Source organism: Streptomyces sp. NPDC003035, from assembly GCF_042888285.1.
GTDB lineage: Bacteria > Actinomycetota > Actinomycetes > Streptomycetales > Streptomycetaceae > Streptomyces.
Map to the genome: position 1 here is coordinate 351285 of NZ_JBIAPJ010000009.1, position 20128 is coordinate 371412.

At 70.8% G+C, this 20128-nt stretch carries 22 protein-coding genes; 11 read left to right on the forward strand and 11 right to left on the reverse strand.

The genetic code is table 11. The features are described from left to right. Positions 1 to 12: 12 nt before the first annotated feature. From ACFYV5_RS28515 to ACFYV5_RS28525, 3 genes are all read right to left on the reverse strand, one after another. Positions 13 to 537, reverse strand: coding sequence for a GNAT family N-acetyltransferase (locus ACFYV5_RS28515; protein ID WP_389173071.1), 525 nt, complete (start codon positions 535 to 537; stop codon positions 13 to 15). 108 nt (positions 538 to 645) lie between these two features. Then, positions 646 to 1809: an aminofutalosine synthase MqnE gene (gene mqnE / locus ACFYV5_RS28520; RefSeq protein ID WP_355113731.1), complete on the reverse strand. Its 1164-nt coding sequence runs from the start codon at positions 1807 to 1809 to the stop codon at positions 646 to 648. Positions 1810 to 1858: 49 nt separating this feature from the next. Beyond that, positions 1859 to 2314, reverse strand: a complete 456-nt coding sequence (locus ACFYV5_RS28525) for an Lrp/AsnC family transcriptional regulator (protein WP_355113733.1) — start codon at positions 2312 to 2314, stop codon at positions 1859 to 1861. 126 nt (positions 2315 to 2440) lie between these two features. Here ACFYV5_RS28525 and ACFYV5_RS28530 point away from each other — a divergent pair, with 126 nt between their 5' ends. Continuing rightward, a complete protein-coding gene (locus ACFYV5_RS28530; protein WP_355113869.1) occupies positions 2441 to 2566 on the forward strand; it encodes a hypothetical protein in 126 nt (41 codons plus the stop codon). On the opposite strand, the gene ACFYV5_RS28535 is transcribed toward ACFYV5_RS28530, so the two are convergent. Further along, positions 2563 to 3246, reverse strand: coding sequence for a UbiX family flavin prenyltransferase (locus ACFYV5_RS28535; protein ID WP_355113735.1), 684 nt, complete (start codon positions 3244 to 3246; stop codon positions 2563 to 2565). The genes ACFYV5_RS28530 and ACFYV5_RS28535 overlap by 4 nt on opposite strands. Positions 3247 to 3334: 88 nt before the next feature. Between ACFYV5_RS28535 and ACFYV5_RS28540 the strand changes: the two genes are divergently transcribed. Next, positions 3335 to 3946 carry a rhomboid family intramembrane serine protease gene (locus ACFYV5_RS28540; protein ID WP_389173074.1) on the forward strand — a complete coding sequence of 204 codons (612 nt, stop codon included), beginning with the start codon at positions 3335 to 3337 and terminating at the stop codon, positions 3944 to 3946. Here ACFYV5_RS28540 and mqnP read toward each other — a convergent pair. Next, positions 3936 to 4838 carry a menaquinone biosynthesis prenyltransferase MqnP gene (gene mqnP / locus ACFYV5_RS28545; protein WP_389173076.1) on the reverse strand — a complete coding sequence of 301 codons (903 nt, stop codon included), beginning with the start codon at positions 4836 to 4838 and terminating at the stop codon, positions 3936 to 3938. The two genes, ACFYV5_RS28540 and mqnP, sit on opposite strands and share 11 nt — an antisense overlap. Continuing rightward, positions 4835 to 6286 carry a menaquinone biosynthesis decarboxylase gene (locus ACFYV5_RS28550; protein ID WP_355113741.1) on the reverse strand — a complete coding sequence of 484 codons (1452 nt, stop codon included), beginning with the start codon at positions 6284 to 6286 and terminating at the stop codon, positions 4835 to 4837. The genes mqnP and ACFYV5_RS28550 overlap by 4 nt, the downstream gene beginning before the upstream one ends. Positions 6287 to 6375: 89 nt before the next feature. Here ACFYV5_RS28550 and ACFYV5_RS28555 point away from each other — a divergent pair, with 89 nt between their 5' ends. Together ACFYV5_RS28555 and ACFYV5_RS28560 are read left to right on the forward strand one after the other, a co-directional pair. Next, positions 6376 to 6765, forward strand: a complete 390-nt coding sequence (locus ACFYV5_RS28555; protein ID WP_355113742.1) for a PLD nuclease N-terminal domain-containing protein — start codon at positions 6376 to 6378, stop codon at positions 6763 to 6765. Position 6766: 1 nt separating this feature from the next. Then, complete coding sequence (locus ACFYV5_RS28560; protein WP_389173079.1) at positions 6767 to 7657, forward strand: LysR family transcriptional regulator; 891 nt, start codon at positions 6767 to 6769, stop codon at positions 7655 to 7657. On the opposite strand, the gene ACFYV5_RS28565 is transcribed toward ACFYV5_RS28560, so the two are convergent. Further along, positions 7554 to 8501 (reverse strand): DMT family transporter, encoded by a 948-nt coding sequence (locus ACFYV5_RS28565; RefSeq protein WP_389173081.1) that lies wholly within the window; start codon positions 8499 to 8501, stop codon positions 7554 to 7556. The genes ACFYV5_RS28560 and ACFYV5_RS28565 overlap by 104 nt on opposite strands. 149 nt (positions 8502 to 8650) lie before the next feature. On the opposite strand from ACFYV5_RS28565, the gene ACFYV5_RS28570 reads away from it, so the two are divergent. Both ACFYV5_RS28570 and ACFYV5_RS28575 read left to right on the forward strand, forming a co-directional pair. Beyond that, on the forward strand, positions 8651 to 9289 hold the full coding sequence (locus tag ACFYV5_RS28570; protein ID WP_389173083.1) for a flavodoxin family protein: 639 nt from the start codon (positions 8651 to 8653) through the stop codon (positions 9287 to 9289). A 116-nt stretch (positions 9290 to 9405) separates the two neighbouring features. Then, on the forward strand, positions 9406 to 9906 hold the full coding sequence (locus tag ACFYV5_RS28575; protein WP_389173085.1) for a hypothetical protein: 501 nt from the start codon (positions 9406 to 9408) through the stop codon (positions 9904 to 9906). Positions 9907 to 10227: 321 nt separating this feature from the next. On the opposite strand, the gene ACFYV5_RS28580 is transcribed toward ACFYV5_RS28575, so the two are convergent. Further along, entirely contained in the window at positions 10228 to 10545 is a 318-nt protein-coding gene (locus ACFYV5_RS28580) for a hypothetical protein (protein ID WP_355113751.1), read from the reverse strand. A 163-nt stretch (positions 10546 to 10708) separates the two neighbouring features. On the opposite strand from ACFYV5_RS28580, the gene ACFYV5_RS28585 reads away from it, so the two are divergent. The 5 genes from ACFYV5_RS28585 to ACFYV5_RS28605 all read left to right on the forward strand — a co-directional run bounded on the left by ACFYV5_RS28585 (position 10709) and on the right by ACFYV5_RS28605 (position 16663). Further along, entirely contained in the window at positions 10709 to 10972 is a 264-nt protein-coding gene (locus ACFYV5_RS28585; RefSeq protein ID WP_389173087.1) for a GntR family transcriptional regulator, read from the forward strand. Positions 10973 to 11582: 610 nt separating this feature from the next. Beyond that, a complete protein-coding gene (locus ACFYV5_RS28590; protein ID WP_389173089.1) occupies positions 11583 to 12044 on the forward strand; it encodes a nucleoside deaminase in 462 nt (153 codons plus the stop codon). After that, a complete protein-coding gene (locus ACFYV5_RS28595; protein ID WP_389173091.1) occupies positions 12028 to 12948 on the forward strand; it encodes an isopenicillin N synthase family dioxygenase in 921 nt (306 codons plus the stop codon). Before ACFYV5_RS28590 ends, ACFYV5_RS28595 begins: the two co-directional genes overlap by 17 nt. Positions 12949 to 13049: 101 nt before the next feature. After that, a complete protein-coding gene (locus tag ACFYV5_RS28600; RefSeq protein ID WP_389173093.1) occupies positions 13050 to 15119 on the forward strand; it encodes a hypothetical protein in 2070 nt (689 codons plus the stop codon). 5 nt (positions 15120 to 15124) lie between these two features. Beyond that, a complete protein-coding gene (locus ACFYV5_RS28605) occupies positions 15125 to 16663 on the forward strand; it encodes a hypothetical protein (protein WP_389173095.1) in 1539 nt (512 codons plus the stop codon). Positions 16664 to 16706: 43 nt separating this feature from the next. Here the strand turns inward: ACFYV5_RS28605 and ACFYV5_RS28610 are convergent, their stop codons facing one another. Genes ACFYV5_RS28610 through ACFYV5_RS28620 form a run of 3 tightly spaced genes read right to left on the reverse strand, consistent with a single transcriptional unit; the run spans position 16707 to position 20127 of the window. Further along, complete coding sequence (locus ACFYV5_RS28610) at positions 16707 to 17273, reverse strand: SRPBCC domain-containing protein (protein ID WP_389173097.1); 567 nt, start codon at positions 17271 to 17273, stop codon at positions 16707 to 16709. Positions 17274 to 17317: 44 nt separating this feature from the next. Continuing rightward, positions 17318 to 18409 carry a c-type cytochrome biogenesis protein CcsB gene (gene ccsB, locus ACFYV5_RS28615; protein WP_389173185.1) on the reverse strand — a complete coding sequence of 364 codons (1092 nt, stop codon included), beginning with the start codon at positions 18407 to 18409 and terminating at the stop codon, positions 17318 to 17320. A gap of 11 nt (positions 18410 to 18420) precedes the next feature. Next, positions 18421 to 20127: a cytochrome c biogenesis protein ResB gene (locus ACFYV5_RS28620; RefSeq protein WP_389173099.1), complete on the reverse strand. Its 1707-nt coding sequence runs from the start codon at positions 20125 to 20127 to the stop codon at positions 18421 to 18423. Position 20128 lies beyond the last annotated feature (1 nt).

A 20128-nucleotide genomic window follows, 5' to 3' on the forward strand; every position in this document is an offset into this window, starting at 1 on the left:
GGACGAAAGGGATCAAGTCAGCGGGAGCAGCATGATGATGTCGTCGCGGTCGTCCCCGTCGGCGACCCTGATCGCGTCCGGCACGCGCCCGACCTCCTTGTAGCCGCAGGAGACGTAGAAGCGGTCGACACCGGTGCCACCGCGGCAGGTGAGCCGGATCGCGTCGATCCCGTTGAAGCCGCGGACCTCGCCCTCGACCGCGGCCATGAGGTCGCGCCCGTACCCCTTGCCCTGGTGGGAGGGGTGGACCATGACGGTGTAGAGCCAGACCCAGTGCCTCATCAGCCGGTGGGTGTTGTACGCGACGAACGCGGTGGCGGCGACGGTGCCGTCCTCCTCGTACCCGATGACCAGCCGCATCCGGCCCTCGGTCATGGCGACGAGGTGCTTGACCAGCTCGGGCCGTACCTCGTCGACGTCCACCGGCGGGACGAAGCCGACGGCCCCGCCCGCGTTGGAGACGTCCGCCCACAGGCGCAGGATGCCGTCCCGCAGGGCCGGGGTGACCGGGGGATCCAGCTCAAAGGTAAGTGGCATGGAGCGAGAGTAGCCATTACCCCGACCCGGCTCAAGGGGATTCCGCACAGCAAGACGGCCGCGGTGCGCACTCCTGCGCACCACGGCCGTCCTCACATCGACCGGAGGTCAGACCCGCATCGGCTGCGGCGCCTCGCGGCGGTCCGCGTCCGGCCCCGGGTACTCGCGGATGATCTCGTACCGGGTGTTGCGCTCGACCGGGCGGAAGCCGGCGTCCCTGATCAGTTCGAGCAGGTCGTCACGCGTCAGCTTGTTCGGCGTGCCGTAGTTGTCGGCGTCGTGCGTGATCTTGTACTCGACGACAGAGCCGTCCATGTCGTCCGCGCCGTGCTGGAGCGCGAGCTGCGCGGTCTGGACGCCGTGCATGACCCAGAAGACCTTGACGTGCGGCACGTTGTCGAAGAGCAGCCGGGAGACCGCGAAGGTCTTCAGTGCCTCGGCGCCGGTCGCCATCGTGGTGCGCGCCTGGAGCTTGTTGCGGACCTTGCCGTCCTGCATGTCCACGAAGTCGTGCTGGTAGCGCAGCGGGATGAAGACCTGGAAGCCGCCGGTCTCGTCCTGGAGCTCGCGCAGCCGCAGCACGTGGTCGACGCGGTGCCGGGGCTCCTCGATGTGCCCGTACAGCATCGTCGAAGGGGTCTTGAGCCCCTTCTCGTGCGCGAGGCGGTGGATCCGGGACCAGTCCTCCCAGTGGGTGCGGTGGTCCACAATGTGCTGGCGGACCTCCCAGTCGAAGATCTCCGCGCCGCCGCCGGTCAGGGACTCGAGACCGGCCTCGATCAGCTCGTCGAGGATGTCCGAGGCGGACATCCCGGAGATCGTCTCGAAGTGGTGGATCTCGGTGGCCGTGAACGCCTTCAGGGAGACGTTCGGCAGCGCCTTCTTCAGCTCGGAGAGCGAGCGCGGGTAGTAGCGCCAGGGCAGGTTGGGGTGGAGCCCGTTGACGATGTGCAGCTCGGTGAGGTTCTCGCCCTCCATCGCCTTGGCGAGGCGGACGGCCTCCTCGATGCGCATCGTGTACGCGTCCTTCTCGCCCGGCTTGCGCTGGAACGAGCAGTACGCGCAGGAGGCGGTGCACACGTTCGTCATGTTGAGGTGACGGTTGACGTTGAAGTGGACGACGTCACCGTTCTTACGGGTCCGGACCTCGTGGGCGAGGCCGCCGAGCCAGGCCAGGTCGTCGGACTCGTAGAGGGCGATGCCGTCCTCACGGCTCAGCCGCTCACCGGCCCGGACCTTCTGCTCCAGCTCGCGCTTGAGTCCCGCGTCCATGTACGGCCGCCTCCCATATCTCCGAAATCAGGCTCCACCCACGCTACCCTCAGCCCTCCTCGGGCAGATCTCCGACCCGGTTCTCCCACTTGGTGGAGAGCACGATGGTGGTACGGGTGCGGGAGACGCCCTTGGTGCCGGAGAGCCGGCGGATCGTCTTCTCCAGGCCGTCGACGTCGTTCGCGCGGACCTTGAGCATGAACGAGTCGTCGCCCGCGATGAACCAGCAGTCCTCGATCTCGGCGAGGTCCTTCAGCCGGCGCGCCACGTCCTCGTGGTCGGCCGCGTCGGAGAGCGAGATGCCGATGAGGGCGGTGACGCCAAGGCCCAGCGAGCGGGCGTCGACGGTGGCGCGGTAGCCGGTGATGACACCGGCCGCCTCCAGACGGTTGATGCGGTCGGTGACGGAGGGGCCGGAGAGCCCGACGAGCCGGCCGAGTTCGGCGTACGAAGCCCTGCCGTTCTCGCGCAGAGCCTGGATGAGCTGCCTGTCCACGGCGTCCATAGGTATGAAGCCTTCCATTGTCCAGCGATACCGCGAGTATAGGTATAGAATCTAAGGCACACAGGGGTCGACACCCTGCGAATCTTTCAGTTGATCAAAGACGATCTTTCAGGAGTGGTGTTCACCGTGTACACGATCGAGATGGCCTACGCCCGTATGCGCGAGCTGCAGGAGATGGCCAACCGCTCGCGTGCCCACCAGCCGTCCGCTTCGAAGCGCGCCGAGAAGAAGCGCGCCGCCGCGAAGCGCTAATCCCCCCGAGAGCCCGAGCCACCACCGAGCTCCCCCTCCCAGCGGCGGTACAGCCGGTGCGGCACCCCCGCCGCGTCCAGCACCCGCCCGGCGACGAAGTCCACCAGATCCTGGATGTGCGTCGCCCCCGCGTAGAACGCCGGAGAGGCGGGCAGCACCACGGCGCCCGCCTCGTCCAGCGCCACCAGCTGCTTCAGCGTCTGCCCGCTCAGCGGGGTCTCCCGCACCGCGACCACCAGCGGCCGCCGCTCCTTGAGCGTCACGCTCGCCGCCCGCTGCAGCAGGTCCTTCGAAAGCCCGAGCGCCACACCCGCCACCGAGGCGGTCGACGCGGGAACGATCAGCATCCCCTTCACCGGGTACGAACCACTGCTCGGCCCCGCGGCCAGGTCCCCCGCGCTCCAGTACCGCACGTCGTCCAGGACGGGAGCGAACGTCCCCGGCTTTCCGTCGGCGCCCCGCGCCAGCCACGCCGCCAGGTCCTCTCGCCAGTGCGCGTCCCGGAAGGCGATCCCCGTCTCGTCGAGCAGCGTCAGCCGCGACGCCCGCGAGACGACCAGATCGACGCTCTCCCCCGCTGCGAGCAGCCCCCTCAGGACGGCGGCGGCGTACGGGGTCCCTGACGCCCCGGACACCCCGACCACCCAGGGACGACGCTGCTGTTCCTCTACCGGCTCCACGCCGACGAGCCTATCCGGCGGCCCGGTGGGAGAACTCCGCACGGGGTCCCGTACGTTCCCCCTACACAGGACGGAAGACCGCAGGGGGATGACCATGACAGACATCGAAGCGACACGATGGCGTACGTCCGACCGGGCGAAGACGGCGATCCGGCTCATGGCCGGCTGGGTGGCCCTGCTCTGGGTCCTCGAAGTCGTCGACCTCGCGACGGGCCACGCGCTCGACGACCACGGCATCGTCGCCCGCGACCCGGAGAGCCTCGGCGGGATCCTCGCCGCGCCGTTCCTGCACTTCGGCTTCGGTCACGTCGCCTCCAACAGCGTCCCGCTGCTGATCTTCGGCTTCGTCGCCGCGCTCGGCGGCATCCGCCGCTTCCTCGCCGTCTGCGCGCTGATCATCGTCGCCGACGGCATCGGCGTCTGGCTCATCTCCCCGTCGAACTCGATCACCGCGGGCGCGTCCGGACTGGTCTTCGGCCTCTTCGGCTACCTCGTGGTCCGCGGGTTCGTGGAGCGCAAGCTCCTCGGCATCGCGGTGGGCCTGACGATCGCCGCCCTCTGGGGCGGCTCGATCCTCATGGGGATCTCCCCCACCAACACCACGGTCAGCTGGCAGGGCCACCTCGTGGGCCTGGTGGCGGGGGTGGGCGCGGCCTTCCTCTTCCGCCCCACGCGCCGCCCGGCCTCACTCACACCGTGAGGCCGCGCACCACCAGGTCGAGCAGCGCGCAGACGAACAGGGCCATCCCGATGAAGCCGTTGACCGTGAAGAACGCCCGGTTCAGCCGGGACAGGTCGTGCGGCTTCACGATCGTGTGCTCGTAGCAGAACGCCGCCGCCACGATCACCAGACCGGCCCAGAAGAACAGGCCCGCGTCCGTCACCAGGGCGTACCAGACCAGCAGCGCCGCGGTCACCACATGCGCGCCCCGGGCGCCCCACAGCGCCGCCGGGATGCCGAAGCGCGCCGGGACCGACTTCACGCCGTGGGCGCGGTCGGCCTGGACGTCCTGACAGGCGAAGATCAGGTCGAAGCCGCCGATCCAGACACCGACCGCCAGGCCCAGGATCACCGCGTCCCAGGACCACTCCCCGGTCACCGCGATCCAGGCCCCGACGGGTCCCATGGCCTGCGCGAGGCCCAGGATCGCGTGCGGGTAGTTCGTGAACCTCTTCCCGTACGGGTAGACCACCATCGGCACCACGGCGAGCGGCGCGAGCGCCAGGCACAGCGGGTTCAGCAGGGCCGCGGCACCGAGGAAGACGACGACGGCCACCCCGGCCCCCGTCCACGCCGAGCGCACCGACACGGCACCGGTCACCAGCTCACGGCCCGCCGTCCGCGGGTTACGGGCGTCGATCTCGCGGTCGATGATCCGGTTGCAGGCCATCGCGAAGGTCCGCAGCCCGACCATGCAGACGGTGACGAGGAGCAGCGTGACCCAGTCGATGTTCCGGTCCTGCTGGAACATCGCGGTCAGCGAGGCGATGTACGCGAACGGCAGCGCGAAGACCGAGTGCTCGATCATGACCAGCCGGAGGAAGGCCTTGGTGCGCCCGGACACCGGTGCGGCCGCGGCGGCGCTGGTCACAGGCCGTACTCCTTCCACCGGCGGTCCACGAGCGCCGCCGTCGCCGGGTCGGACTCCACCATGTCCGGCCAGCCGCCGTCCCGGGTGTAGCCCTCCTCGGGCAGCTTCTTCGTCGCGTCGATGCCCGCCTTGCCGCCCCAGAACTGCTGGTACGAGGCGTGGTCCAGGTGGTCCACCGGCCCCTCGACGACCGTCAGGTCGCGGGCGTAGTCGGTGTTCCCGAGCGCCCGCCAGGACACCTCGTGCAGATCGTGCACGTCGCAGTCCTTGTCGACCACGATGATCAGCTTGGTCAGCGACATCATGTGCGCGCCCCAGATGGCGTGCATGACCTTCTGCGCGTGCTTCGGGTACTTCTTGTCGATCGAGACGATCGCGCAGTTGTGGAAGCCGCCCGACTCCGGCAGGTGGTAGTCCACGATGTCCGGCACGATGATCTTCAGCAGGGGCAGGAAGAAGCGCTCGGTGGCGCGCCCCAGCGGCCCGTCCTCCGTCGGCGGGCGGCCCACCACGATCGACTGCAGCAGCGGACGCTTCCGCATCGTCACGCAGTCGATCTTCAGCGCGGGGAACGGCTCCTGCGGCGTGTAGAAGCCGGTGTGGTCGCCGAAGGGGCCCTCCGGGAGCATCTCGCCCGGCTCCAGCCAGCCCTCGATCACGACCTCGGCGTTCGCCGGTACCTGCAGCGGCACGGTCTTGCAGTCGACCATCTCGATCCGCTTGCCCTGCACGAAGCCGGCGAACAGGTACTCGTCGATGTCGCCCGGCAGCGGCGCCGTCGACGCGTACGTCACGGCCGGCGGGCAGCCGAAGGCGATGGCGACCGGCAGCCGCTCACCCTTCGCCGCCGCCACCGCGTAGTGGTTGCGGCTGTCCTTGTGGATCTGCCAGTGCATGCCGATCGTGCGCCTGTCGTGACGCTGCAGCCGGTAGAGACCGAGGTTGCGGACGCCCGTCTCCGGGTGCTTGGTGTGCGTCAGGCCCAGATTGAAGAAGGACCCGCCGTCCTTGGGCCAGGTGAACAGCGCCGGGAGCAGGTCCAGGTCGACGTCGTCGCCGGTGAGGACGACCTCCTGGACGGGCCCGTCCTTCACCTTCTTCGGCGGCACGTGGACCATCGAGCCCAGCTTGCCGAAGGCCTCGCGGACCCCGACGAAACCGTGCGGCAGCTCGGGCTTGAGCAGCCCGCCGATCTTCTCGCTGATCTCGCCGTACGACTTCAGGCCCAGCGCCTTGAGCAGCCGCCGGTCCGTCCCGAAGACGTTCATCGCGAGCGGCATGGCGGAGCCCTTGACGTTCTCGAAGAGGAGCGCCGGACCTCCCGCCTTGTTCACCCGGTCGACGATCTCCCCGACCTCAAGGTACGGATCGACTTCGGCCTTGATGCGCTTGAGGTCGCCTTCGCGCTCAAGGGCCCTGAGCAGCGAGCGGAGATCGTCGTAAGCCATGGGGGCAAGTATCCGCCACCCGATAGGCTGGGCTTGTCACCGGGGCCGCCGAAACGAGCCCTGCTACCGCTTCCAGGGGGCTGTCCCACATGCTCAGGGCGCTGATGTACATCCTGCCGCTGGCGCTGACGATCTACGCGTTCATCGACTGTCTCAACACCCCCGAGGACGAGGCCAAGCACCTGCCGAAGGTCGTCTGGGTCATCATCATCCTGCTGTTCTGGATCGTCGGCCCGATCGTCTGGTTCGCCGCCGGCAAGATGCGCAAGGCCCCGGCGGGCGGTCGTACGCCCTCCGAATGGCACCGCAACCACCGCCAGGAGTGGGTCGCCCCCGACGACAACCCCGACTTCCTCAAGTCCATCCGTGAGGAGAACAAGAAGGACGAGTCCCTCCTCAAGGACTGGGAGGCGGACCTGCGCCGCCGCGAGGAGGAGCTGAAGAAGCGCGAGCAGGGCGACGACGAGCAGAAGTCCTGACATGGAGCTCCGGCTCCTGGTCACCTTCGAGAAGGTCGCCACGGTCCTCTCCTTCACCCGCGCCGCCACCGAGCTGAAGTACGCCCAGTCCAGCGTGACCAGCCAGGTCCGCGCCCTGGAGTCCTCGCTCGGCGTGGAGCTCTTCGAACGGCTCGGCAGCCGTATCCGGCTCACCGAGGCCGGTGAGCGGCTCCTGCCGTACGCCCGCCGGATCATCGAGCTGGCGGAGGAGGCGCGGGCCGCGGTCGTGGAGACCGAGGAGCCGGCCGGGACGATCGCGGTCGGCACCATGGAGTCGCTGACCTCCTACCGGCTGCCACCGCTCCTGGAGCTGTTCCACCACCGCTACCCCAAGGTCCAGCTCTCGCTGCGCCCCACGCTCGGGGACGCGACCCGGCAGGCGCTGCGCCAGGGGACGTACGACATCGGTTTCCTGATGGAGCCCGACACCGAGCACGAGGGCCTGGAGAGCGAGGTCCTCGCCGAGGAGCCGCTGGTGCTGGTCGCCTCGCCGCGGCATCCGCTGGCGGGCCGTACGGATCTGACGGCGGCGGACCTGGCGGCGGCGCAGCTGGTGGGGACGGAACCGGGCTGTCCGTACCGCGACCTGTTCGAGGAGTCGCTGAGCCAGTGGTCCCCGCCGTTCATGGAGTTCGGCACGATCGAGGCGACCAAGCGGGGTGTGGCCGGCGGTCTGGGCATCGCCCTGGTGCCCCGGGTCACCGTCTCCGAGGAGCTGGCGTCCGGGGCACTGGGGGAGCTGGACTGGCGTCCGCCGTTCACGCTCTTCACGCAGATCGCGTGGCGGCGGGGGAAGCGGCTTCCGGCCCATGTGCGGCTGTTCGTGGAGCAGGCGCGACGACTCGTGCGGGAGCAGAGCCCGACAGGGTGACCTTCAGGCTGGCCAGGACGATCAGCGGGACGCCGAGCGCCTGGACGAGGCCGATGTGGTGCCCGTACACCGCCCAGTCGGCGACCATCGCGACGGCGGGGTAGGTGAAGGCGAGCACGGCGATCTTCGCGGTGGGCAGCTTGGCGTAGGCCGAGTACATCAGCACGTACATCAGGCCGGTGTGGATGAGCCCGAGCCCGGCGAGCCAGGCCCAGCCGGCGCCGAGCCCCGCCGCCGCGCCGAAGTCGGCGAAGGGCAGCAGCAGCGGAAGGCCCACCAGGACCTGCACGAGGGCGATCAGGTGCGGCCGTACGCCGGTGATCCGCTTGGTGACGATGGTCGACAGCGCGTAGAGCACGGCGGCGGCGAGCGCGAGGCCGAGGCCCTTGAGGGAGGCGGTGTCCCCCGGCCGGATGCCGGAGACGAGGACGAGCCCGACGAAGGCGAGGCCGAGCCAGCCGAACTTGGCGGCCGTGATCCGCTCCCGGAACAGCACCGCGCCGAAGACCACCAGGAAGAACGGCTGGGTGTGGTAGACGACGGTGGCGAAGGAGATCGAGACGGCTTCGTACGCCTCGAAGAGCAGGACCCAGTTGAAGACGATGAACACCCCGCCGAGCGCGGCGAGTCCGAGCTTCTTCGGGGTGAAACCGTGCCCGGTGAAGTAGCCGCGGGCCAGGCTGTACGCGCCGAGGGCGGCGGCCCCGAAGAGGCACCGGAAGAACACCACGTTCAGGGGCGACGCCCCGGACTCGACGACGAAGATGCCGAGGGTGCCGGAGAGCACCATGGCGAGGGTCAGTTCGACGGTTCCCCTGGTCTGCGTACCGCGCTCGTTTCTCATGACCGCGACGCTACGGAGGGGGCCCGGGACCGGTCCACGAGCCAGTGGGGCGTCCTGCCGATGGCCCCATCGGCGGAGCCGATGGGCGGCCGGAATACCTCCGGGGGAGGCGGAGTTGGCACCGGGACACCCCTGACACCGGAGCAGACATGACCCTCGACACCGCAGGCGGCTCGGACCGCTCGGACCGCTCGGATCGCTCGTTCCTCTTCGTCCTCGGCAGCTCGCGCCCCGACGGCAACACCGAGATCCTCGCCCGCGCCGCCGCCGCGCACCTCCCCGCCGATGTCCCCCAGCGCTGGGTGGACCTGAACCGGCTGCCGCTGCCCGACTTCCAGGACGGGCGGCACGAGACCGCCGGCTGGCCGGCCGGAGAGAGCGAGGAGCTGCTGCGGCAGGCCACGCTGGAGGCCACCGACATCGTCATCGCCTCGCCCCTCTACTGGTACACCCTCTCCGCTCAGACCAAGCGCTACCTCGACTACTGGTCGGGCTGGCTGAACGTGCCCGACTCGGACTTCAAGGAGCGGATGGCGGGCCGGACGCTGTGGGGTGTGACGGTCATGGCCGACGCCGACCACGTCGTCGCGGGCGCCCTGGAGACCACCCTGAACCATTCGGCGGCCTACCTGCGGATGCGGTTCGGCGGCGTCCTGACCGGAACGGGCTCCCGCCCCGGCCGGGTACGCGCCGACGAACAGGCGATGCTCCGCGCCAGGACCTTCTTCCAGGGCGAGACCCCGCTCGCCCGGTTCCCGTACGAGGCGAAGGCCGGCGCCGCCGCGTGAGGCCCCGGCGCGGAGCCCGTAGTAGAGGGGATTGCTGCACCAGGTGCCGGGTGATATTGATCGGCGCAGCGATCCGGGGATCCCCGGCAGCCGGGCAGGTGAGGGAGGAACGGGCTGTGAGACGGGCCACCAGAGCGGAGCTTCGTGCCAACGCGGTGACGATCCACCGCCTCGGGCAGCACCACGGCTTGCGTTCCTTCGTGTTGAGCCCGGAGCCGGGGGAGCTCGTGGCGACGGTGGACGAGGGGCGTTCGTACCTCGACGTGCTGGGCTTCGAGTCGGACCTGTCCGGCTTCCTGGGCGCCGCTGTCGAGGTCCGCCCGCGCGGTCCGGTCGGATCCGCCTCCCGCGAGGCCCGCCCGGAGGGATCGCCGGCGGAGAGCCCGAGGAGTGGAGCCCGCACGGTCATCAGGTACGCGCAGTGGCACATGGGCCCGGACCGCTCCGGCGAAGCCTCGCCGCTCTACCAGCTGCGGTGCACCGCCTGCGAGATGGAGTCCTCGGCGGAGGAGGAGACGCCACAGGACTGGGCGTTCGCCCATGTCGGCAAGAACCCGTCGCACCAGCACTACCGCGAGATGATCACGCGCTTCTATCGCATGACGCTGGTCGACTAAGACCGTGGCAGGGACACCCGCAGACGAGATGGCGGACGCCGTCCACGCCGCTGTCACGGGGGACGCCGTCCCGGCAGTGGTCATGGCGGCCGACGATGCAGCGCGGTGACCGGAACTCCGGCTCGGGCGCTGCCGTGAGGGCTCGTACCAGCAGGGACACGCTCACCGCGTCGGCGATCTCGGGCGTCACCCACCAGGCGTCCCCCGCGCGGTCGCGGTGCGGACCGTCGTGCCCCACGGCGAGCACGCAGACCGAGCCCGCGCACACCGGCCGCATCACCTCCACGACGGCGATCACGGGCCGCCGCGCCCCGCAGCGGCTCATCGGGCCGCCTCGGCGTGGATGTTGCGGTGGTCGACGTCCACCCCGACCGTCGCCAGCCACAACGCCCGCCGACGCCTCCGTTGTACCGCCGCCAGGTAGGGGCGTTCGAGGGGCGACCGGGCGCCGTCGAGGAGCATCGCCTGCTCCCGTGCGTACGGCGACCGCCGGGTGGGCGCCCGGTGACGCGGCGACGCCTGGACCGGCGGGGCCGGTCGGGGGCGGTGCCTGCCGGTGGGCGGCAGGGTGAGCATCAGCAGCCCGAGGAGAACGGGGATCAGCGCCCTGCCGAGTACACGCGCGATAGGGTTCCGCACGTCATCAACTCCTGTGTAGTTGGTGGCCATGCCCCGGGGCCGGTACCAGCGGTCGCCGGGGTCTTCACGTTCGCACCACGGTAGCCCGTGATGCACCGTGATGCATCACGATGTAGCTAGAGCCATCCCAACGTGTATTTGTATGACTATCTACTGTTGCCCCATGAGCCTTGATCCGCAGTCGGCACGGCCGCTGTACATGCAGCTGGCCGACGTGATCGCAGCGAAGATCTCCTCCGGGGAGTTCGCCCCTGACCGGATGATCCCCACGCCGGGTCGCCTCTCCGAGGAGTACGGCATCGCGGTACTCACCGCCCGCCGGGCCATGCGTGAACTCCGTGAGCGCGGACTGATCATCACCGTCCCCGGCAAGGGCTCGTACGTCCTGCCCACCGCCGGAAAGAGCGGCCCTCCGACGGAGGCGTGAGGCCCCCGCCCCGCCGGGGAAGGCTCTCCAACTCCGCCATCAACACTCCCCCATAGGCGATATGCCCACCAATGAGGCTTTCGCTCGCCGGGTTACTGCGAGTAGGGAGGACTTAGCGTCACACGGGGAGGCGAGACGGTCCCGGAGATGGGGCGACAGGTGTCCAGTGGGGCTGGTGGCCCCCCGATTCCCCCGGGGATCGTCGCCACCCACCGGCAGTGACCAGCGGGGCATGAAGCCCGGCCACCCACCGGCCGCAACACGCTAAGCCCCTACCGAGCCGCCCCATTCCACTGCCGCGCCATCCACCCACCCGCCCGCAGGCGCCGAGCAAGCCGCACCGCCCCCGGGCCGGGACGCGTGGCCACGCCCCCCCGGCCGCCCTCCGAGTGGGAAAAGGCGTCCGGAGCCGGGCGGTCAAGGGTGGGCGCCAGCCCATCGCGCAGCGACGCGACGAGGAACGAGGAGCGCCCTTGAGGGCCCGGTGGAGGACGCCACACTCGGAGCGAGGGCGGCCGAACCAGAAGCCCACGAACCCGGCCCGCCCCGACCGCCCAAGACCCGCCGCCAAGAGCGTGACGTTCAGTGTCCGGCGGGGAAGAGTCCCCGCATGGACCAGGACCAGGCCCGCAGCTGGCTCTCCACCGCCCTCGCCGAGGCCCGTGCCGGGCTCGCCGAGGGCGGGATCCCGATCGGGGCCGCCCTCTACGGCGCCGACGGGACGCTGCTCGGCCGCGGGCACAACCGGCGCGTGCAGGACGGCGACCCCTCGGCGCACGCCGAGACCGCCGCCTTCCGGGCGGCCGGGCGGCAGCGCTCGTACCGGGGGACGACGATGGTGACGACCCTCTCCCCCTGCTGGTACTGCTCCGGCCTGGTCCGGCAGTTCGGGATCTCGCGGGTGGTCGTCGGCGAGGCGGAGACCTTCCACGGCGGCCACGACTGGCTGGCCGAGCACGGCGTCGAGGTCCTGGTGCTCGACGATCCCGAATGCGCCGCGCTGATGCGGGAGTTCATCGGCAAGAACCCCGAGCTGTGGAACGAGGACATCGGCGATGAGCGAGATGAGTGAAGCGAGCCTCCCGACGATCGACCTGGCCGCAGCCGACCCCGCCGGGCAGCTGCCCGCCGTCGACCGCGCCCTGCGCGAGGCCGGTTTTCTGCTCGTCACCGGGCATGGTGTCGAGCCGGAGCTGCGGGAGGAGATCCGGGCCGTCGCCCGGCGCTTCTTCCACCTCCCGCCCGCCCTCAAGGAGCCGTACGCGGTGCGCGTCGGCGGGCGCGGCTGGCTCGGGCCGGGCGCGGAGGCCAACGGGTACGCGGAGGGCACGGCGACCCCGCCCGACCTGAAGGAGTCACTCTCCTTCGCGGCGGAGGAGCCGACCGGGAACCCGGCCGTGGACGCCGAGTGGTTCCTGCCGAACACCTGGCCCGCCGAGGTGCCGGAGCTGAAGCCACTGGTGGAGACGTACCTGGCGGAGATGAAGGCGCTCTCGGACCGGGTCCTCGATCTGCTCGGGGTGGCGCTCGGCGAGGAGCGGGACTTCTTCACCCGGCACACCGGGCACCCCACCTTCGGCTTCAACGTCAACTGGTACCCGGGCCGGGAGCGGACGGGCGATCCGGAGCCGGGCCAGTTCCGGATCGGTCCGCACACCGACTTCGGCACGGTCACCGTCCTGGACCGGCAGGCGGGCAAGGGCGGGCTGCAGGTCTTCACCGACGCCGACGGCTGGCAGGACGCTCCGTACGATCCCGCCGCCTTCACCGTCAACATCGGCGACCTGATGGCAGGTTGGACCGGCGGGCGCTGGCGTTCCGGCCGCCACCGCGTGCTGCCGCCGCCGGCCGACGCTCCCGCCGAGGAGCTCATGTCGCTGGTCTACTTCTACGAGTGCGACCCCGGGACCACGATCCACGGCATCGAGTCCCACGCGTATCTGCGCGCCCAGCTCGACGCGATCGCCACGGGATGACAACACCCGCACACCAGCGCACACACCAGAGTCGAAAAGACTGCCGCTTTCCCAACACACCGTCGATATCCTGGGGTTGACTGTGACGGGGGTGACGGTGCGTGGACAGAGAGCTGTACGGCCGCGAGGCGGTCTTCCAGGATTCCGGACTCGCCGCCCGGCTCACGGGCCTGACCCCGTACCGCTTCACCCGCACCGCGTACGAGCACGGCGACGACCCGCCGGTCACCGTCTTCACCGGCGGCCGGGGCATGGGCAAGACGGCCCTGCTCAAGCAGGTGCGCAACGCCTACAGGGGGGCCACTCCGCTCGCCCTGCTCGACTGCGCGCACATCGAGCCGCCCGCCGACCACGGGCCCGGCTGGAACCCGCTCACCGGCGCGCTCGCCGAGCTCGCCGGGCAGCTCGCCCCGCGGGGGTTCGCCAGCGCGCCCGTGGAGTTCCCCCGGCTGTCACTCGGCCTGGTCGCCGTCGCCTCCACCGGCTGGTCCCGGGAGGACGAGGAGCCGGCCCGGCGCGATCTGCAGCGGCTGGGGCCGGTCCTCGCGACCGTCGACGCGGCGAAGGGCGCCGGGGCCACCTGGGTCACCAAGGTCCTCAGCAAGCTGGCCGCCAACTTCGCCGAGGCCACCGCGCCGATGGCCGGTCTCCTCGCCGAGGCGACCGTGGAGACCGTCCTGGAGGAGGTCTTCGGCCGCAGTCAGCGCAGGTCGGAGAGCTGGTACGGGAACTACCGCAACGCGGGCGGGCGGGGCACGGTCGGCCTCCAGTACCTCGCCAACGACTTCGAGCAGGGCGGCCGGCGCCGCCAGGAGGCCGAGAGCTTCCTGGTCGGCGCGCTCGTCGAGGACCTGTACCGCGCCTTCACCGGCCTCCTGCGGGCCGGCGCCCGCAGCGGACGTCCCGTACTCCTCCTCGACAACGCTCACGAGCCGCTGGGCCGCCGCCTGCTCGAACCGATCCTGCGGGACCGCGCCGCCGGCCGCCGCGACCGGATCGTGGTCCTCGCCTCCTCCCGGGTCAGCGACCACGAGGGCATGCGCCGCGCCACCCGGCTGCGGCTGCCCGAGACCGCCCGCCTGGCCCCCTGCCCGCGCGGTACGGACGTCACCTCCGGCATCCTCGCGGTCGCCCTCACCCCGCTCTCCCCCGCGCACACCCAGGCGGCCTTCGACCGCCACGACCCGGCCGCCCGGACCCCGGCCGACCTGGCCCGCGGCGTCCACCGGCTCACCGGCGGACGCCCGCTGGGCGTGACCCTGCTCGGCCGGACCGCCGGGGAGGCCCCGGTGGAGCTGCGCCCGGTCCTCACCCCGGGCGCGCTGCTCGACCTGACGGTGGAGCTGCGCGAGGACGCCCCGCCGGTGCCGGTCGCGCCGACGCTGCTCGGGGAGCTGCTGCCCGGGGAGCACCACGGCCGGCTCGCGGTCCTCGCCGCGGCTCACGACGAGACCTCCGCCCGGCTCCTCGCCCACACCCGGCTGCCCGGGGAGTCCCCGGACGGGGACATGGCGCTGGAGGTCCGGGACCGGCTGCGCGCCGAGGGCTGGCCGGAGAGCCCGGAGCACTTCGTCGCCGATCCGCTGCTGCGCGCCCTGCTGCTGCACCGGCTGCGGTTCGAGGACGGCGAGGGGCCGGCCGGGTACGCGACCTGGCGGGCCGTCCACGAGACCCTGCACCGGCACTACGACCAGGAGAGCGGGCTGCCCTACCGGCTGCACCACGAGCTCGCCCTCGGCCGGACCCAGCAGGCCGTGACCCATCTGCGGGTCACGTTCCCCCGTCCGGACGTCGAGGACTGGCTCGGGCGGCTGCGGTTCATCGCCTCCGCCCCCTACCCGCGCACCCGCGGCCGGTCGGGTCCCGATCCGCGCCGGGCCGTCGCGCTCGGGCAGCGGCCGCCCGACCGGATGCCGGCCGGTCTCGACGCCGACACCACCGAACTCCATCTGCGGATACGGAGGTTGCTGCACGCGGTCTGGCTGCTGACCGATCCGCTCGCCCTGCCCGACGGCGAGGTGACCGAGAAGCTGGCGTTCGAGCTGCGCCAGCTGTCCGGCCGCCATCTGACGGGCAACCGGCCGCTGTGGGACGCGGCCACCCACTGGCCGACGGACATCCGCGCATGGCGGGAGCTCTCGCTGCCGCCGGCGCGCGAGGACGGAGTCTGAGGACGATGCTCGACTGGCTGCGCTTCCGCCTGTGGCACACCCCCCGTCAGCGGATCCTCACGACGGTGGTGACCCTGGCCGTCCTTCTCTCCGCGACCGGATACGCGGTGAACCGCGCCACCACCCCGGAGGACCGTTCCTGCGCCGCGGGCGTGGAGCGGCCCCCGGGCAGCACGGAATGCATCGGCGTCAACGGCGACGGACACGACTTCGGTGTCCCGTCCCTGACCGAGGTGGCCGGGCTGATCCGCGAGGAGAACCGCACGCTGAAGGCCGGCGAGTACGCGACGGTCGCCCTGCTGCTGCCGCTGACCTCGACGGACAGCGGGATGCGGGTGAAGGTCCTGCACGAGGTGCAGGGCGCCTTCGCCCGGCAGTACCGGGCCAACCACGAGTCCAACAGCGAGACGCCCAAGATCCGGCTGGTCCTCGCCAACACCGGCAAGGGCAACGGCCACTGGCGTACGACGGTGGACCGCCTGAAGACGATGACGGGCGGGGACGACCGGCTGCGGGCGGTCTCCGGGGTGGCCACCTCCTCGACCGAGATACGGCAGGCGGTGGCGGCCCTGACCGGTGGCGGCATCGCCGTCGTCGGCACCACCATCACCGCCGACGACATCGCCAACGGCCCGGGCGCGGGCAACAACCGCTACCCCGGTCTCGCCCGCGTCTCCCCCACCAACGGAGACGAGGCCAAGGCCCTGGCCCACTTCGGGAAGGTCGAGGCGGCGAAGGCACTGCTGGTGCAGGACACCCGGACCGGCGATCACTACACGGACACGCTGAAGGCGGCGTTCGCGGCCTCGCTGAAGGGCGCGCCGTACGAGCCGCAGCTGTTCACCTCGCCCGCCGATCCGACGGAGGAGGGCACGACCGCGAACACCTTCCGCCAGATCACGCATCTGATCTGCGACACGAGGGCGGAGACGGTGTTCTTCGCCGGGCGGCACACCCAGCTGCGGCAGTTCATCAACGCGCTCGGCGCGCGCGGCTGCGCCGAGCGTTCGTTCACGATCCTGACCGGTGACGAGGGCTCGTACCTGGGAGCGGACCCCAAGCTCAACCGGGCCGCGCTGAAGGCGAAGCTGACCGTCCGCTACGCCTCGCTCGCCCACCCGGACGCCTGGAAGCCGGCGCCGGGCCGGCCGGTGCCGGGAACGGGCGGTTCGACGGCCGCGTACGAGACGTTCCTGACGGACATCGCCCGGGCCTCGAAGAAGCCGGTCGCGCTGGCGGACGGCCAGGCGATCGTGGCGTACGACGCGATGGCGACGGCGGTCCACGCGATCCGCCAGGCGACCGGGCAGGGCGCCCAGTACCCGGAACTGGCGGACGTGGGGAGGCAGTGGCCCCAGGTGAAGGGCTCGCTGCGGGTCGACGGGGCGAGCGGCTGGATCTGCCTGGACAACTTCGGCAACCCGTTCAACAAGGCGGTCCCGATCGTGGAACTGGCCGAAGACGGCTCACAGAGGTTCGTCCAGATCGCCTGGCCGGAGGGCAGGGCTCCGGCGAAGGACTGCCTGCCGCCGAGGAAGGGCTAGGGGACGCGGCGGGGCGAGGGGGTGAGGCCGGGCGAGGGGGTCCTTACGGCTCCCACCTGGGCCAGCGCGCCTCGTCCCGTTCGTACAGGTCCCGCAGGTGCTGCCGGCGCTCCGGGGTCCAGGACCGCCAGTCCGTGGGCCGGCCCTCCAGCGCCTCGTCCAGCCGCTCGAAGTGGTCGTGCCACCCCGCCAGCGCGTCCAGCTTCTCCTCCCGCGTCCCACGGAACTCGTTCGTGAAACGCAGCACGGTCGACCCGCCGCCCCCGGCCGGCTCCAGGTGGAACCGGATCCGGCCGTGCGACGGGCCGACCGTGTACTCGGCCACGTACTCGGGGTCCCAGGCGGTCACCCGCCCCGAGACCACCGTGTCTCCCGGGGGCGGAGCACCCTGATCGGACACAGCCAGCCAGCGCAGCGTCACCGCTCCGCCGAGCCGCGGCTCCAGCGGATCCGCCTCGCAGAGCCACTGCGGCAGACCCTCCGGTGTCGCGACGGCCGCCCAGACCCGGATCATCGGGTGGGGCAGGTCGATCACGTACCGCAGGTGGTGCAGGGTGCCGTCGTGGGTCTCGCACCTGCCCCGAGGTATCTCACGAGGTGTCTCGCTCATACCTCCAGCGTCGCGCCGGGGCCCGTCACCCGCTAGCTCAGGGCTCAGACGCCCGCGTACGAGTGCTTGCTGGTCACGAAGATGTTGACGCCGTAGTAGTTGAAGAGGAAGCAGCCGAAGGCGATGAGCGCGATGTACGCGGCCTTGCGGCCCTTCCACCCGGCCGTCGCGCGCGCGTGCAGATACGCCGCGTAACCGACCCAGGTGATGAACGCCCAGACCTCCTTGGCGTCCCAGCCCCAGTAGCGGCCCCACGCGTCGCCTGCCCAGATCGCGCCCGCGATGATCGTGAAGGTCCACAGCGGGAACGTCGCCGCGTTGACCCGGTACGCGAACTTGTCCAGCGTCGCCGCCGACGGCAGGCGCTCCAGGACCGAGCGGGCGAAGGCGCCGGGCTTCCCGCCGTTCGCGATCTTGTTCTCGTAGGAGTCGCGGAAGAGGTAGAGCAGGGTACCGACGGCCCCCAGGTAGAGCACCGAGCCGCAGAAGATCGCGGTCGAGACGTGGATCCACATCCAGTAGGAGTCCAGCGCCGGGACGAGCTGGTCGCTCTCGGTGTACAGCACGGTCGTGGCGACGCCCAGGTCCAGCAGGACGGTCGTCACCAGCGGCAGCCCGATCCAGCGGACGTTCTTCTTCGCGAGGAGGAAGGCGAGGTAGACGCCGACCGCCACGGTGGAGAAGGTGGTGGAGAACTCGTACATGTTGCCCCAGGGGGCGCGCTGCACGGCGATCGCCCGGGCGATCACACCGGACGCCTCGATGAGGAACCCGAGCGTGGTGAGCGAGACGGCGATACGGCCGTACAGATCGCCCTTGACCGTGCCGCCGGCCGCGCCGGGGCCGTCGGGCACGTCACGGACGCCGGCACCGGACCGGGTGACGACCTGGGGCTTGTCGAGGACGGCGGTGCCTCCGGCCTTCCGGACCTGGACGGACACCGCCGGAGCCGCGGTGCCGGAGGCCGCGGTGTCGGAGGTCAGCGCGGCGGCCGTCCGGCCGACCTTGCTGCGGCTGCCGAACACCCACTCGGCGATGTGCGCCAGGAAGGCCAGGGTGTAGACGGCCATCGAGGAGTAGATGAGCGTGTTGCTCATCTGCGCCAGGCTCTCGTTGGTCTCGGCGGCGAGACTCACGGCGGCGAGATTCACTTCTCAGCCCCTTCGGCTTCTGCTGTGGCAGGTTCTGCTTCTGCGGGTTCGGGCGCGGTCGGCGCCTGTGCGTTGAGCGTGACCGCGAGGTCGGCCAGCTCCTCGGGGAGCCTGGCGGACTCGCTCCGGCCGAGGCCCGCCATCTCGACGACGGTGACGCCGTCCTTCCCCCGGACGGCCCGGACCCAGACCCGGCGCCGCTGGATGAACAGCGAGCCGGTCAGTCCGGCGATCGCGGCGATCGCGCCCGCGAGGGCGAGACCGTTGCCGGGCTGCTGCGAGATCTGGAAGCTCGCCCATTCCTTGATGTCCTTCTCGAAGGTGATCGAGCCGGCACCGTCGGGCAGCGTCATGGTCTCGCCGGGCCGCATCCGCTGGGCGACACCGGTGCCCTGGTCGACCTTGAACTGGGTCATCTTGGAGGTGTCCAGCTGGTACACGTTCTGCGGCAGTCCGGAGTCCACGCGCAGGTCGCCGTGGTAGCCGGTGAGCGCCATCACGGGGAAGTCGAGCGCCGGGAACTGCGAGAACATGTCGCCCTGGCCGGCGCCCGCGAAGGTCGGCACGAAGAAGGCCTGGAAGCCCAGCTGCTCCTTCTTGCCGTTCTTGTCGCGGTAGCCGTCCATCACCTTGATCGCGCCGGTGGAGGTGATGTTGTTGTCGAACGGCAGCAGCGGGACGGCGCCGTGGAAGACGACCTTGCCCCGGCCGTCCTTGACGGTGACCACGGGCGCGTACCCGTGGGCGATCAGGTACACCTTGGAGCCGCCGACCTTCAGCGGTTCGTTGACGCGGATGACCGCCTTCTTGTCCGCACCGCCGGCCTCGGAGTAGGTGACGGCGGCCTCGAAGGTGCGCGGGGTGCCGCGCTGCGGGCCGCTCTTCTCGTACGTACCGGTGAAGCTGTCCAGCTGGAAGCCGAACGGCGCGAGGTCTTCCGTGCTGTAGAGGGAGCCGGACCTGAAGTCGTCGTACTGGGTGAGGGTGTTGGAGAAGCCGTCGCCCTCGATGATCAGCTTGCCGCCCTCGGACTTGAAGAGCTGGCCCCAGGCGAACGCCACCAGCATCACGATCAGGGCGATGTGGAAGAGCAGGTTCCCGGCCTCGCGCAGATAGCCCTTCTCGGCGGCGACGGCGTCCTTGACGGTGTGCGCCCGGAAGCGGCGGCCCTTGAGCAGGGCGAGCGCGGCATCGCGGACCTGCTCGGGCTCGGCCTCGGTGCGCCAGGTCGTGTACGCGGGCAGCCGGGTGAGGCGGCCGGGCGCGCCGGGCGGCAGGCCGCGGAGCTGGCCGACGAACTGCCAGCTGCGCGGCACGATGCAGCCGATGAGGGAGACGAAGAGCAGGATGTAGATCGCGGAGAACCACACCGAGCTGTAGACGTCGAAGAGCTGGAGCTTCTCGTAGATCGGCGTGAGCGTCTCGTGGGCTTCCTTGAAGGTCCGCACCTTCAGCTCGTCCACGCTGGTCTGCGGGATGAGCGAGCCGGGGATCGCGCCGAGGGACAGCAGGAAGAGCAGGATCAGCGCGACCCGCATCGAGGTCAGCTGCCGCCAGAACCAACGGATCCAGCCGACGACCCCGAGGGCGGGTCCGCCGAGGGCGGACTCGGGCCGGTCCTCCTTGGGCGCGGTGGAGAGCTGGGAGCCGGCGGCGCCGAGGTCGTCGTGCGCGTCGGTCTCGTTCGTGCTGGTGTTGCTCATG